Origin of the sequence: Arthrobacter sp. ES3-54, assembly GCF_029504395.1 — a bacterium.
GTDB lineage: Bacteria > Actinomycetota > Actinomycetes > Actinomycetales > Micrococcaceae > Arthrobacter.
This window is the reverse complement of sequence record NZ_JAQFIF010000004.1, coordinates 179,778-192,636: the sequence shown is the minus strand read 5'-3', so window position 1 is coordinate 192,636 and position 12,859 is coordinate 179,778. Positions and strand designations below refer to the sequence as shown.

Below are 12,859 nucleotides of genomic sequence, written 5' to 3'. Positions count from 1 at the left end.
CAGATCTGTGACCTTTCCCAGTCGTGTGTCTATCTGCCGACGTACGCACGGTGCGTCGAAGGCGACTTGGGAGGCGATGACGCCGAACAGCATGACGACTTCCCGGTGCGCGGTCGCGACCCGCTCTCGCGGCGCCGTTGCCCCTTTGCGCAGCTGCGGGGCCAAGCTCGGCCGGGCGCGCCTAACCCGCGCTGTCCTGTCGCTGCACGTTTTCTTGCAGTACCTGTGAATCCTGTTGCCCCCTGCGGCGGGAGAAAGATCTTCCTAAAGGTTCTTTCCCGTGACCGGTTCGTCCCGCCGACGTAGAATCGTGCTGGACAAGGAGCGCCGGCCGGCGCAGCGCCACGGCCAATTCAAGGAGGACCCTATGCGCCATGCATCGACCAGCCCTGAGGCTGCCGCCGCCGCACAGACCCTGTTCCGGGTCGCCCTCGGAGGCGTGCTCATCGCTCACGGATCCCAGAAACTCTTCGGGTGGTTCGGCGGAGGAGGCATCGAAGGCACCAGCAAGGGCATGCACGCCATGGGCTTCCGCCCAGCAAAACCCAGTGCCATCCTCGCAGGCGTGGGTGAAGCAGGAGCCGGTGTTGCCTTGGCTCTGGGGCTGGCCACTCCGGCCGCCGGCGCCGCCGCTGCCACCACGATGGGCGTTGCGGCCAGCGTCCATGCCCCTAACGGCTTCTTCGCCACAGAGGGCGGCCTTGAGTACCCCGCGGTGCTGGGCCTGGCGGCAGCATCGTTCACCATCGGAGGGCCCGGACCCTTCTCCCTGGACTCGCTCACCGGTCATGTCCTGGACCGGCCCTGGATGCGGGCGGCTGCCTTAGCCGTGATACCGGCAGCCATCGGGATCCAGATCTACCGCCGGCGTAAAGCCCTGGCCAACGACACGGTGGCACCGGATTCCGGATCCCCGGTGGAAGAAGGCTAAGTCCATCCCGACACGCCCTAGCCACCCATGCATTGGCCAACCAAGCCACTAATTCAGCAGTCTCCTAGGGGGAATCTGCCACGCAGGGTCAGCGCCAGCCGAGCTGCGGCGCCACGTACTTCAGGATCGACTCGATGACGTGGGCGTTGTAGTCGACACCGAGCTGGTTCGGGACCGTGAGCAGTAGGGTGTCTGCCCTGGCGATCGCCTCGTCCTCGGCCAGCTTCGCGGCCAGCTCGTCCGGGGCACCCGCGTAGGACCGGCCAAAGACCGCGCGCGTTTTCTCGTCGATGTTGCCCACCTGGTCGGAGCTGTGGCGGTCGCGGGCGAAGTATTGCCAGTCGCGCTCGTCCGTCAGTGCGAAGATGCTGCGGCTGACCGAGACGCGCGGCTCCCGCTCGTGCCCCGCCTCCTTCCAGGCCTGCCGGTAGAGCTCGATCTGCTCGGCCTGCTGGACGTGGAAGGGCTTGCCGCTCTCGTCATCCTTGAGCGTGGAGCTCTGCAGGTTCATGCCGAGCTTCGCCGCCCAGATGGCCGTGGCGTTCGAGCCGGAACCCCACCAGATGCGCTCGCGCAGGCCCTCCGAGTGCGGCTCCACGCGCAGCAGGCCCGGAGGGTTCGGGAACATCGGTCGGGGGCTCGGCGCCGCGAAGCCCTCGCCAGTGAGCACCTCGAGCAGACGCTCGGTGTGCCTGCGGCCCATGTCGGCGTCCGACTCGCCCTCGGCGGGGGCGAAGCCGAAGTGACGCCACCCGTCGATGACCTGCTCGGGTGAACCCCTACTGATGCCCAGCTGCAGCCGGCCGCCCGAGATCAGGTCGGCCGCGCCGGCGTCCTCCGCCATGTAGAGCGGGTTCTCGTAGCGCATGTCGATCACGCCGGTACCGATCTCGATGCGGCTTGTCCGTGCCCCGATCGCAGCGAGCAGCGGGAACGGGGAGGCGTATTGCTGCGCGAAGTGGTGGACGCGGAAGTAGGCGCCGTTCGCCCCCAGTTCCTCGGCCGCGACCGCGAGGTCGATCGCCTGCAACAGCGCATCCGACGCGTTGCGCGTGCCGGACTCCGGGTGGTCGGTCCAATGGCCGAAGGACAGGAATCCGATGTTTTTCACACCAGAAACCAACATGGTGGCGGGGGTTCTTATTCCCGCGGGGCCTCAGCCTCGCACCCCCTCCCGCGGCACGGGCCGCGTCCGCCACGGCCGCAGATGCGGCCCGTCCGTCGCCTCCCTTACGGGTCGCACAGGGGCAGTGAATGGTTCAGGGTCGCGGTTTCCTGGCGGAGGAAGCGCGGCCGTTCCGGCAAGGGTTCCGGCGTCCCGCCGGTCCGTATGGCCGTCTTGAGGATGCCGAAGGCTTCGTGAATCGCCGCCAGCACGCCCGTGCCCTGCGTACCCGATCACAGCCACTAGCCGTCCCCGTGTTCTCTTAATCCCGAACAACTCGCTGGTGTGAGACTGCCTGTTGTTGGACGGCATTTCGAGACAGCGGCGGTCCTTGCCGCTGTGAATCGCAGAGCTATTTGGCGGTGAATTCGCAGCGCTTAGTGGCGGATGAGGAGGGTTTCCCTTGCGGCGTCGGTGATCTGGGGCGTGGGGTATCGAGGTGGTAGGGCCTTTGGATGCGGCGGACGAGGGTGCAAAGCTGTCGAAGAGGCGGAAGTGTTCGCCGGTGATTCGGATGATGGTCGCGGTGTCGGTTACCGGTCCGTCGACACCGCTCACTTCCGCGGCGGCCAAGGGTCCCCGGGTACCGGAAATGGGAAAGCCCCTCAGCTGAGGGGCTTTCCAGGAATTGGACAGTGGGTTGGTGGTCTTGGTCAGTGGTGATGCGCGCCTCCTTCCCGGGCGTGGTGTGCGCCCCTGCCAGAATTTGATACTGCAAGACAGTAATGGCTGATCAGCGGATCGTCCAGCCGCAGGCCGGCGTGTCTTCGGAGCCGGTCCTGGTAGCCGGCAGCATGCTTCGCCAATCGAACATCGTATGGTGCGGGGCTCCTCGCGGCCCGATCCTGTATTAGCTGGCGGCCATCTGAGTGCTCGCGCGGTTGGGGTCGGATTTCGGCAGTGCACCAACGGCGTTGGTTGGCGCGATCGCCAGGACCGCGAGAGCCACGGCAATAATGCCAAGTCCGGTCCAGCCAACAGTGCTGAGGCGTTCGCCGACGATGGCCACCGCCAGGATCGCGGCAATGGCCGGCTCACTCAGTGTGATGGTGGTTGCGGTGCTGGCCGTGACGCGTGCCAGACCATATCCGAAGAGCACGTAGCCCAGAAACATCGGGATCAGAGCCATGTAGGCTGCGACGACGAACGCCTGGGAGCTCGCGATCAGCGGTGCGCCGGTCAGGAGCAGGACCGGCACAAGCAGGGTGCCGCCCGCCCCGAACACTGCCCCCATCGAGGCGGCGCGACTAATGCCGCGGCTCATGAGGCGTTGGGCGCACCACGAATATGTGGCGTACGTGGCGCCGGCGACCAGACCGAGCGCGATGCCGGCAAGCGTCGAACCGGCGTCGCCGGGGTCGTGGGTCATCTTGGAAAGGCACAGCAGGGTGCTGCCGGTGACGCCGAGTCCGGCGGCCAGCATCCACCACCGGCTGAGCGGGGTGCGTTGGGCGAACCATTCCAGTACACCGGAAGCCAGTGGGGCCGAGGCCAGGGACACGACGGTGCCCAGCGCCACTCCGGCCAGGTGCATCGAGCTGTAGAACGCCAGTGGGTAGATCGCCACCGCCACGGCGCCCAGAGCGGTCAGGGGCAGGTTGGCGCGTAGTTGCCCGCGGCCGGCGCGGAGCGCAGGGATCGCGATGAGAGCCTGGAGGATGCCGCCGATCCCCAGGGCGGCGGCTCCGATCGCCAGCGGGCCGGCGCCGGGTGCGAATGTTGCGGCGGTGCCCGTGGTGCCCCACAGTATTGAGGTGACGGTGATCGCCGCGATGGCGATCAACCTCTCGCGCCTCACGCGGCATCCACCAGCGAGGAGGCCATGGCACGGGCATGGACCAAGCGCTCCGCCGAGCCCTCCAGGCCGGCGCGGGCTACCGCACCTTCGAGCACGAACGCCAGCTGCTCGGCGAGCTCTGCGGCCCGATCGGCGTCGACGATCCCGGCCAGACCCGCGGCCAGGATCGCCTCGACCTGTTCCTTGTGCTCGCGGACCGCCACCCGCCCGGGCGCGCCCGCAGGCAGCTCGGCGGCTGCGTTGAGCAGCCCGCACCCGCGAAACCCGTGGACGTAGGCGGCGCCGGCATGGTCGATATAGGCATCGAACACCGCCAACACCCGATCGCGCGAAGTCTGTGCATTGATGACGCGCTGCTCGTACAGCCCCAGCCACTCCTGGTGGCGTTCCCGGATATAAGCGAGCACCAGATCGTCCTTGGACGCGAAGTTGTTGTACAGGCTCTTCCGCGCCACACCCGCCCTCTCGGTGATCGCATCAATCCCGGTAGCGGCCATCCCATGCGCATAGAACAACTCAGCGGCGGCCGTCATCAACCGATCACGCGCCGGCCGCTCCCGGCCCACACCATCACCCACAACATCACGTCCTAAAGTAGGTAGCCCAGTCTACCTACTTAACAGGCAGAACACCATGCGGATCCGCCACCAAGGGGAACGCCCACAAATCCAAAGTGGTGTGAACCGCGCCGCCGGCGCACCCCCAACAATTCACCAGGACTCATTTGCACGCTTCGCAAACGACCGTTACTGACGTGCTCCGCGGACGAGGCGGCCCGGTGGTTTGACGAGATGCCCCACACCGGGATTGAAGGGCTGGTCATCAAAGACAACGACCAGCCCTACACCCCGGGAGCCAGGTCGTGGCTGAAACTCAAGCACCGCGAAACCGTGGAAATCATTTGCGGGGCAGTCATCGGGCCGATCACCGAGCCCCGGGAGGTCGTGGCCGGGCTGGTCCTGGACGGGGAGCTGCGGATCGTCGGTAGATCCACACCTTTGAAGACGGCAGCTGCGCGGGAACTGGCGCGGTGGCTGCAACCTCCCTGCGGCGCCCACCCCTGGCCCACGACCGTGAAAGGCACCGCCCTGGACCGGTTCAACCGCGACAAGGAACCGGTTGCGCTGACACTGGTCGAACCTGTGGCAGTGGAAGTCTCCGCCGATACGGCCTGGTCAGGCAGGTCCTTCCGTCACCCGCTCCGCGTCCTCCGCGCCAGGCCGGAACTGTCCCCCGCGGACATCACCCTGCCCGAAATACTGCGTCCACTTGGCCACACAGCAGAGCAGTGATCAGGTGCCCGGCTCAATCAGTTCCGGGCCGTTGTTCCGCACGCTATTGACCCGGTCGGTGACCACCCGGGGCGTCAGAACCGGTTCAGGGATCGCATCAAGCATCTCCTGCACCTTGTCCTTGTCCGTCGTGTCCGGGTCCAGCCACTGGGCATACATACTGGGCGGAATGATGACCGGAGCCCGGTCATGGACGTGGCCGACAGAATCATGCGCCGTAGTCGTCAGGACGGTGCAGCTGAGCAGCCACCGGTGCGGGTCATCCTCGGGAAGGGACGGGTCCGGCCAGAACTCATACAGCCCGGCGAAGGCGAGCACATTCTCCTTTTCGGAGTAGAGGTAGTTCGGGATCTTCTTCCCGTCCTCGGTCTTCTGCCACTCGTAATATCCCTCCGCCGGGACCAGGGCCCGGCGTTTGAAGGCGGCCCTGCGGAATGACGGCTTGTCCAGGATCGATTCGCTGCGGGCGTTGATCAGCCTCAAACCGATCTTGAGGTCCTTGGCCCAGGACGGAACCAGACCCCAGCGGGCGATCAACAACCGCCGGTCCACGGAGCCCTCGTCCAAGCGCTCCGCGATGATGGGGACATCCTGGGTCGGGGCGACGTTCCAGCTGGGCGGGGGCGGGCTGCCTTCGATCTCCTTGGCCTCGAACTGGCTGAGGAGATCCCCGGTGGCCTTGGACATCACGTATCTGCCGCACATGGATTCATTGTGCCCCACGCCGCATTCGCCGACCACGACCCCCAGCCGAGGTCCCTGCCCCGAGCCGGCAGCAAACACTGGCCCGGAGACAGATTAGTAAGTACCCTTGCCATTGGGGGCCTGTGACGGCCTCCACGGTGTGGCGTATCCGCCCACCCAGACCCGGTCATTCAGCGCACCTCCGGTGACGCCAAGACCCGGACTTTGAGGAGATCATCATGGCAGGGAATCTGTTTGCACGTTCCGTCCACGATTTGAGCGCCGCGGCATGGTTCGGCGGTTCCCTCATGGGAGCCATCGGCCTCAACGGCGCCGCGGCGGCTGCGAAGGACCCGGCCGAACGAACCCGCCTCTCCAGCCTCGGGTGGGCTAAGTGGGCCCCAGTGCAGGCCGGTGCGTTCGCCGCCCACGCCCTTGCCGGCCTCGCGGTCATTGCCGGGAACAAGGAACGCATGACCGGCCAGGACGGCGTCGTCCGGCTGACTGTCCTCAAGACCGCCGTCACCGTGCTCGGGGCTGCGGCCACACTGTACGCCGGGATCCTGGGAAAGAAAGTCAGCGAGCTGTCCGACGCGGGCGCCGAAGGCGCCACGGAATCTCGCCCCGGGGCACCCGAAGAGCTCAAGACAGCCCAGAACCAGTTGCGGGTCCTGCAGTGGAGCATCCCGGCGTTCGCCGCCGCCGTCATCGTGCTCGGAGCCCAGCACGGCGAGATGCAACGCCCCGGAAATGTCTTCCAAGGCCTCTTCAAAAAACGCACCTAAGAAGAACCGCCGTCCGGGATCCTGACAGCGCGACCCCACCACCCAGCCGGTGCCCGGCCCCGGACCCAACAGTTGGGCCAGGAACCTGGCCGGATGGCTCCTTCGGGTCGTCCTTCCGGATTCCGCAACGTTGCCATATTGTGCCTTTTGCCCAGGAAATTCGTGTGCGACGATGCGTTCATGAGCGAACACACCGAACCCGGCCCGGACGCCGTCAGGGCCGGGCGGGCACAACGTGCCGGACATCAGGGGCGCCGGGAGGACCTGACCACACACCAGATGCGGACCATCGGGCAACGGCGCGCGGACGCTGAAGAGAAGCTCGCACGCCGTCTCAAGGAGGGCCGCCACCCGGCCGGAGTACATTCCCCGGCAGTGGAAAGATCCACTGACGACTAGCCGGCCGTTTCAGCGCAATACTTTCCTCACCGGACTTGGGCCGGCGCTGAGTCAGGCGGAAAGGAAGCCAGCAACGAACCAGCGGCAGCGCTTTCAGGGGACCTGGGTGGGCGGAAACCGTCGTCCACCTGCCGCTGCGCGGAACCTCCCGGGGCCGCTGGTGCGGCAAACGCCGCAGTTGTAGCATCAGGAATTGGAGACATCCCGGCCCTAAAAACATTAGGAAAGGTGGGCAGAGTCATGAGCACGCTTCTCTGGATTGTCATTGCCGTCGCCGTCATCTTTCTCATCATCGGAGGAACAGTCAAAGCAGTCAGCTTTTTGCTCTGGGTTGCCCCGATCCTGCTGATCGTCGCCGTCGTCATGTTCCTGACGAACCGTTCCCGCGGACGGCGCGGGGTCTGACCCACACGATTCGGATTGCCGCTGCTGATCTACCCGGGCTCCGGCCGCGACACCGGACCGGGACAAGACGCTGCGGCACCCAGTAAATACCGCTGGGTGGCCGCAGCGCGCCGACGCCGCGGATCAGAATGCAAATCAGCTAGGAGATAGACATGGACAACCTATTCCGCCGTACCGGTATCGACGTGCCCGAACCCGTCCGGCGCTTCCTGCAGGGTGAGACCGATACTTGGCTAAGAGTCGAGGAATACCGGGACGGAAACACCATGGTGGTCAGAACCGATGTCCCCGGCATCGATCCCGATCAAGACATCGATATCACCGTTACCGACGGCGCCTTGCACATTGTTGCCCGGCGCAGAGAACCCGCCGACAAGGATCAGCCGGGCTACCGGAGCGAAGTGCACTACGGCGAACACTCACGCAGCATCCCGCTGCCCCGCGGGGCGAACCTTGACACTATCGAGGCCAGCTACATCGACGGCGTCCTCGAAGTCCGGACCCAGCTTCCGGAGCAGACCGGAACCTCCGCTACAAAGGTCCACGTATCCCGCGGCGGAAACCGGCCACCGGAAGCACCCAAGAACAACGTGATGTGACCCGCATCCCGGCGCACCGGGGAAGCCATAGCCCTGCTGTCGGAGACCACGTCAACGTAATCTGCACGTCAAGATGCCCGACAATCCAGGAAGTTCATATCGGTTAGAGTTCCCCTCGCACGAGTCCGGCCCTGGCGCGCCGGGCCGCCACAGCGTCCGGTTCCGCCGTCATGGTCCATGGTTCCCACGTGCCTCCCGCCGGGCCCTACCCAGTAGTGGCCCTACCCCAGTATTGGCAGGGCGGCCGGGGCGGATTCGACCTTGACCAGGGTGTTCGCGTCCACGGACTTCACTTCCCCGTCGATCTGGTAGGGAAGGGGCTTGAGTGTGGTGAATTCGTAGGTGCTCACGCTTGGCTGGTCGCCCAGTCCCTGCGTGGTGGCGCGCAGGGCCGTCAGCAGGACCCTCCACTTGGGCATGTGCGGAAAGAGGATCACTTCGAATTTTCCGTCTGCGGGCTCATCGTCTGCCTCGCTCAGGGTGGCGTACTTCGCCATCTCGGGGATGTTGGCGAAGACAAGGCTGTCGAACTTCCGGCGCTTTCCGTCGGTCTGGCGTATCTCGAACGGCTTGAACTTCGCGAAGGTCCGGATCACGGTGAACATTTCCTTGATCGCGCCCTTGCTGCCCTTTTCAATATCGATCGCCATCACCGGTGTCAGACCGAATCCGATGTAGGAGTGCGCGTATGCCTGCGCGTCCTCCCCCGGGCCCGTGTGGATCCGCAGCAGGTCGATGTGCCGCACGCTGCCCTCGGCGATGGCTTCTTCCAGCGGCTTGGTACCCGTGGTCCGCCGATGGTCGTTGGCGTTCCCCGCTGCCATGACCGCACACACCGCGTCCGGGTTGCCGCTTTGCTTCACGCCGTTGACGACTTCGTTATAGCCCCCGTCGCCACTGACGGACACGACGAGGACGTGGCCGCCGCCGCTGGCGGCCTCGCGGGCCAACTCAACGGCGTGCCCGGCATGACTGGTCGGTTGAAGCCGGAGATCCACCGTGTAAGTCAGGAGCTCAGTCAGCCGGTCACGGAGTCTCTCCGCGAGTTGGGGCGCATCCCCCGTGCTGTTGGGATTGAAGATAATGACTATTGATTCAAAAGTCCGTGCAGAATCGATGATGTGCTCCTGGTTCATAACTGCCCGCTGCCCTGAAGGGGCTGGGCGATCAGTTCTGTCGCCTGCCGGCCAGGCCGCCCAAACGGTGCGGCTGTTCAGCTGTTGCCGGTGTAAACGAGGCTGTCGTGGTCAACTTCGCTCGCCGGCGCATCCGCGAGTCCTTGCGGGGTCAGGTCAAGGCCGTTCAAGCCTGGGCATTCCCCGCGTGGTGCCGGGGGTGCGGCCCGGTGTGCGCTGTCGATGTTGGTCACGATGTCTCCGTGTTCCTGGTTGAATGCAGAGCCGAATTGGAGGCTGCCTGTCATTAGTGGGGTATTTCCATCTGGAATCCACACCGGCACCGCAGAACCCGGGTCCGAAGATAGACGCCCAGGAACTCCGTGGGCCCTGCTTGAGTGGAAACCGGCCACTGCACGCCCCGAAGCTCGGGGTCCGCGGGTGACATGGGTTCCTGGCAGTGGACGTACGCGGCGTCCCGGTGCACGACGTCGCCGTCGTCCCCGTTCCGCCGGGGGACGGCCGCGACGAAGGCCGCGGTGGTCGCCAAGACACGTGCGCCACGGCAGTTCGTGCAGGTGATGGCGGCGGCCAGTGTTTCCTGCTGCGCGTTCAGAGTGGTGACGGAGTCTACGAGGAGGTGCCGGTCGGTGTCGCATTCCGCGCACCAGAGGCGTCGGCCGCGGGGCTGGTGGGAATCCCGCGGCAGGTACGTGTGGGAAGTCGTCGACATCCGGATCAGACCAGGGCCGGGTAGCTGGCCAGGATGTAGTCCGCTGCCGCCGGTCCCTTCATGCGCAGACCGGTGCGCTTGGGATGGATCTGCTTCTCTTTCATGGCCGCCCAGAAGGCATCTTCGGGTTGCGGCGTGGCTTGATTCAGGAAGCACCAGCTGGTGTACAAGCCGTAGAGGCAGTCCCTGCCCAGGGCGTGGTCGGATTCAGGCTCCTGGGTGGTGGCTTCCTGTAGGAATTGGTCGTACTGCGAATCTGCCATGGGGGGCTCGTTTCCGCTCGGTGCATTTCGTGCCGCCGTGTGGCTACAGCAGCTAAAGCCTCAAGGCCGTGCACGCGGCGCTGAAGCAGGCTCCCGGACGGGTGCAGCACTGCAGATCCGGGGATAAAACGATTGGGGAGGGCATCCTGGTGCCGCCGCCCTGTCCGGGGGGCCGCACCAGGATCCCATCAATGCCTCGGCAGCACTCGCAGCCGGACGCTGTTCGGACGTTATCCGTGGTTGTGGTTGTGGTCGCGGTTGCCGGCCTTGGCCAGGCCGCGGGCCACCATGAGACCGACGGTCAGCCAGGTGATGAGCTGCATGGCGTCGTGGGCGTTGAAGACATCCACGCCGTTTTGGCTGCGGTCGTCCCCGACGACGGCGGAGGTGATGATCGTTGCGAGCACCGCCGCGACATACACGGCGAACTCCAGCGTCCTCGTGGAGATCTTGATGTCGTTCGCGTTCCGGGCCGTGCCGGCGTGGGTGTTCTGGGGGTTGTTCGCAGTCATGGGGATCTCCTGGATTTATGTGAGGGGCCGGTACGGCCGTGCAACCAGGGTCCCGCTTCTGAAACCGGTGATAACAACTTCTCTACGATGTAGACTCTACGCGTAGACTACGTAATAAGCAAGCATGCTTTCTTTCTTTGGAAGAAGGCTTGACCGCAGCCACGAGAACGGAAGACCATGTCACCCGAAGAGAATCCGGTGCCTGTAACGGGCCCCGCCAAGAAGAAACAGCTCAGCCGGGAGATTATCCTGTCCGCGGCCCTGGCGCTCGTTGACTCCGATGGGCTCGACGCCCTCACCATGCGCCGGCTCGGGCAGGAACTTGGCCGGGATCCCATGGGCCTGTACCGCTACGCCGAAAACCGCGCAGCCCTGCTGGACGGCGTCTCAGAGCTGGTCCTGAATGAACTGGCCATCTTCCCCGATGACCCCGACTGGCAGGCGCAGCTCCGGCGCATCGCCCACGACCTGCGCGAGATCGCGCTCCGGCACCCCAACGTCGTACCGCTGCTCGTGACCCGCCCCCTGTCCACACCCCTGGGCCTGCGGCCGCTTGGCACGCTGCGGCCCCTGGAACAGATCCTGTCGCTGCTGATCGACGCCGGGTTCGCCCCGGCCGATGCCCTCCATGTCTACCGCGCCTACTACGGTTACCTCTACGGGCACATCCTCAACGAACTGCAGGAATTTATCGTGGACCCGGAGGAAAACGAGGCCCTCCTCCGTCTCGGCCTGCACCGTTTGCCGCCGAAGGATTTCCCCCGCCTCCGCGCCCTCGCCCCGGTCCTCGCCGACTACGACGGGGAAGCCGAACTCGATCAGGGCATCAGCATCCTCCTCTCGGGCCTCGCAGCCCGCCTGTCCCCGCCCGCCGGAAGCGCCAACGCAGCCCTGACCGGGAAACTCATTTGAAAGGCACACACCATGTTTCTACTCTTCGGCCTCAAAACCACCCTTCGGAATCTGCCCGGACGGATGGCGACGTGCCAGTACTGCGGCCGGTTCGTCCACCATCACCTGCAGGAACGCGCCACCAAGTTCACCCTGTTCTTCATCCCGGTCTTCACAACATCCAAAACCTTCAACATCACCTGCACCAACTGCGGGCAGAGCTCAACGATCAAATCCCGACAGAAGAACGCCCTCATCAGCTAGGAAGGAAACCTCAGCTGTCATGAACAGAACCCGGCCGGGCGTGCCTCGGTGACCCCCTGTTTGCCGGACGAGTCGAGCAATGTCCGTTTGCGGGCTCGTTCCAATAAGTCCGTATTTAGCGCGTTGATGATGCGCTCCTGTCCGTGTTCCGGGACAAGATCAGCGCCAGTGCGATCATCCCGATGCCCAGGACGAGGTGGAGCCAGTTGTCCGCGTTGTTGAGCGGGACAAAGTTCGCCGGGGTGTCGTGCCCGACGAAGAGGCCGTAGAGCCAGAGGACCAGATAGACGATTCCGCCAAACAGAAGAAAGTTCCTGGCCTGCGCGGGGGTGCGAGCCAACAGTATTCCTGCAACGCCGAAGAGCAGGTGGACAAGGTTGTGCAGGACGGACACTTGGAAGATTCCCAAGAGGAGCGCCCCGGAGCCGTGCCCTGCCAAACCCAAGGATTCGTAGTTGGTGGTGATGAGTGGAATAAACCCGAGGATCCCGACCAGCAGGAAGACAGCGCCCACTGCCTGGGCTGCCCTCTGCAGCGTGGTCTTGGTACCGGCCGTGCGGTTGGTGTTTACCATTTCCTTTTCTCCCTTAACTCATGACTCCCGATCTTCGGCTTGATGTTGCTTGTTGCGGACCGCCCCGCCGACCCCCAAACCGTGATCCTGGTAGGGATCCGGTTCTCAAACAGTAAGCCTGCTGACTATCTGTGTCCAGAGTGGATTTTCGTGCGGAAACCCGTCACAGTCAGCCGCTCGGCCCACCGTGGGAGGAGAGGTATCAAGACAGCAGGCGAGCAGGCCGCAGGCGCAGCATGCGCGGCGGGCTGGCCCGATTGGGCTGACGGCGGAAGAGCCCCGCGCCGGCCCCGGTCTGGCCAAGATCCGTCTGTGTTTTCGGCCTAAACGCCCGATCCGGCGGCCTTCACACACGGCTCGGCGCGGCCACCGGACACTAGGTCAAAGTCGGGCCCAAAGCCCCTCGCGAACCGGGCTGAGTGCGCATAATTATAGTAATGTCCGGCCCG

Annotated in this window: 18 protein-coding genes; 8 read left to right on the top strand and 10 right to left on the bottom strand. The window is 65.0% G+C overall.

Annotated elements, in window-relative coordinates; all coding sequences use genetic code 11:
• Positions 1 to 367: 367 nt before the first annotated feature.
• Complete coding sequence (locus M2428_RS09435; protein ID WP_277525694.1) at positions 368 to 931, top strand: DoxX family protein; 564 nt, start codon at positions 368 to 370, stop codon at positions 929 to 931.
• Between the two features lie 88 nt (positions 932 to 1,019).
• On the opposite strand, the gene M2428_RS09430 is transcribed toward M2428_RS09435, so the two are convergent.
• The 3 genes from M2428_RS09430 to M2428_RS09420 all read right to left on the bottom strand — a co-directional run bounded on the left by M2428_RS09430 (position 1,020) and on the right by M2428_RS09420 (position 4,427).
• A complete protein-coding gene (locus M2428_RS09430) occupies positions 1,020 to 2,042 on the bottom strand; it encodes an LLM class flavin-dependent oxidoreductase (RefSeq protein ID WP_277525693.1) in 1,023 nt (340 codons plus the stop codon).
• Between the two features lie 904 nt (positions 2,043 to 2,946).
• Entirely contained in the window at positions 2,947 to 3,894 is a 948-nt protein-coding gene (locus M2428_RS09425) for an EamA family transporter (RefSeq protein ID WP_277525692.1), read from the bottom strand.
• Entirely contained in the window at positions 3,891 to 4,427 is a 537-nt protein-coding gene (locus tag M2428_RS09420) for a TetR/AcrR family transcriptional regulator (protein ID WP_277525691.1), read from the bottom strand. Before M2428_RS09420 ends, M2428_RS09425 begins: the two co-directional genes overlap by 4 nt.
• A gap of 189 nt (positions 4,428 to 4,616) precedes the next feature.
• Here M2428_RS09420 and M2428_RS09415 point away from each other — a divergent pair, with 189 nt between their 5' ends.
• Positions 4,617 to 5,186: an ATP-dependent DNA ligase gene (locus M2428_RS09415; protein ID WP_346780739.1), complete on the top strand. Its 570-nt coding sequence runs from the start codon at positions 4,617 to 4,619 to the stop codon at positions 5,184 to 5,186.
• Here the strand turns inward: M2428_RS09415 and M2428_RS09410 are convergent, their stop codons facing one another.
• On the bottom strand, positions 5,187 to 5,891 hold the full coding sequence (locus M2428_RS09410; protein ID WP_277525690.1) for an SOS response-associated peptidase: 705 nt from the start codon (positions 5,889 to 5,891) through the stop codon (positions 5,187 to 5,189).
• A 218-nt stretch (positions 5,892 to 6,109) separates the two neighbouring features.
• On the opposite strand from M2428_RS09410, the gene M2428_RS09405 reads away from it, so the two are divergent.
• The 4 genes from M2428_RS09405 to M2428_RS09390 all read left to right on the top strand — a co-directional run bounded on the left by M2428_RS09405 (position 6,110) and on the right by M2428_RS09390 (position 8,058).
• Positions 6,110 to 6,655: a hypothetical protein gene (locus M2428_RS09405; RefSeq protein WP_277525689.1), complete on the top strand. Its 546-nt coding sequence runs from the start codon at positions 6,110 to 6,112 to the stop codon at positions 6,653 to 6,655.
• A 180-nt stretch (positions 6,656 to 6,835) separates the two neighbouring features.
• Entirely contained in the window at positions 6,836 to 7,054 is a 219-nt protein-coding gene (locus tag M2428_RS09400; RefSeq protein WP_277525688.1) for a hypothetical protein, read from the top strand.
• 240 nt (positions 7,055 to 7,294) lie between these two features.
• Positions 7,295 to 7,459 carry a hypothetical protein gene (locus tag M2428_RS09395; protein ID WP_277525687.1) on the top strand — a complete coding sequence of 55 codons (165 nt, stop codon included), beginning with the start codon at positions 7,295 to 7,297 and terminating at the stop codon, positions 7,457 to 7,459.
• A gap of 152 nt (positions 7,460 to 7,611) precedes the next feature.
• Positions 7,612 to 8,058, top strand: a complete 447-nt coding sequence (locus tag M2428_RS09390) for an Hsp20/alpha crystallin family protein (RefSeq protein ID WP_277525686.1) — start codon at positions 7,612 to 7,614, stop codon at positions 8,056 to 8,058.
• Positions 8,059 to 8,279: 221 nt separating this feature from the next.
• Here M2428_RS09390 and M2428_RS09385 read toward each other — a convergent pair whose 3' ends face one another.
• The 5 genes from M2428_RS09385 to M2428_RS09365 all read right to left on the bottom strand — a co-directional run bounded on the left by M2428_RS09385 (position 8,280) and on the right by M2428_RS09365 (position 10,681).
• Entirely contained in the window at positions 8,280 to 9,194 is a 915-nt protein-coding gene (locus M2428_RS09385) for a diacylglycerol kinase family protein (protein WP_277525685.1), read from the bottom strand.
• A 77-nt stretch (positions 9,195 to 9,271) separates the two neighbouring features.
• Positions 9,272 to 9,481: a hypothetical protein gene (locus tag M2428_RS09380; RefSeq protein WP_277525684.1), complete on the bottom strand. Its 210-nt coding sequence runs from the start codon at positions 9,479 to 9,481 to the stop codon at positions 9,272 to 9,274.
• Positions 9,481 to 9,906: a hypothetical protein gene (locus M2428_RS09375; RefSeq protein ID WP_277525683.1), complete on the bottom strand. Its 426-nt coding sequence runs from the start codon at positions 9,904 to 9,906 to the stop codon at positions 9,481 to 9,483. Before M2428_RS09375 ends, M2428_RS09380 begins: the two co-directional genes overlap by 1 nt.
• 5 nt (positions 9,907 to 9,911) lie before the next feature.
• Positions 9,912 to 10,169 (bottom strand): hypothetical protein, encoded by a 258-nt coding sequence (locus tag M2428_RS09370; RefSeq protein WP_277525682.1) that lies wholly within the window; start codon positions 10,167 to 10,169, stop codon positions 9,912 to 9,914.
• Between the two features lie 230 nt (positions 10,170 to 10,399).
• Positions 10,400 to 10,681, bottom strand: coding sequence for a hypothetical protein (locus tag M2428_RS09365; protein ID WP_277525681.1), 282 nt, complete (start codon positions 10,679 to 10,681; stop codon positions 10,400 to 10,402).
• Positions 10,682 to 10,858: 177 nt separating this feature from the next.
• On the opposite strand from M2428_RS09365, the gene M2428_RS09360 reads away from it, so the two are divergent.
• Positions 10,859 to 11,593 carry a TetR/AcrR family transcriptional regulator C-terminal domain-containing protein gene (locus M2428_RS09360; protein WP_277525680.1) on the top strand — a complete coding sequence of 245 codons (735 nt, stop codon included), beginning with the start codon at positions 10,859 to 10,861 and terminating at the stop codon, positions 11,591 to 11,593.
• Between the two features lie 12 nt (positions 11,594 to 11,605).
• A complete protein-coding gene (locus M2428_RS09355; RefSeq protein ID WP_277525679.1) occupies positions 11,606 to 11,836 on the top strand; it encodes a zinc-ribbon domain-containing protein in 231 nt (76 codons plus the stop codon).
• Between the two features lie 115 nt (positions 11,837 to 11,951).
• Here the strand turns inward: M2428_RS09355 and M2428_RS09350 are convergent, their stop codons facing one another.
• Positions 11,952 to 12,410, bottom strand: a complete 459-nt coding sequence (locus M2428_RS09350; RefSeq protein WP_277525678.1) for a DUF4383 domain-containing protein — start codon at positions 12,408 to 12,410, stop codon at positions 11,952 to 11,954.
• Between the last annotated feature and the right edge of the window lie 449 nt (positions 12,411 to 12,859).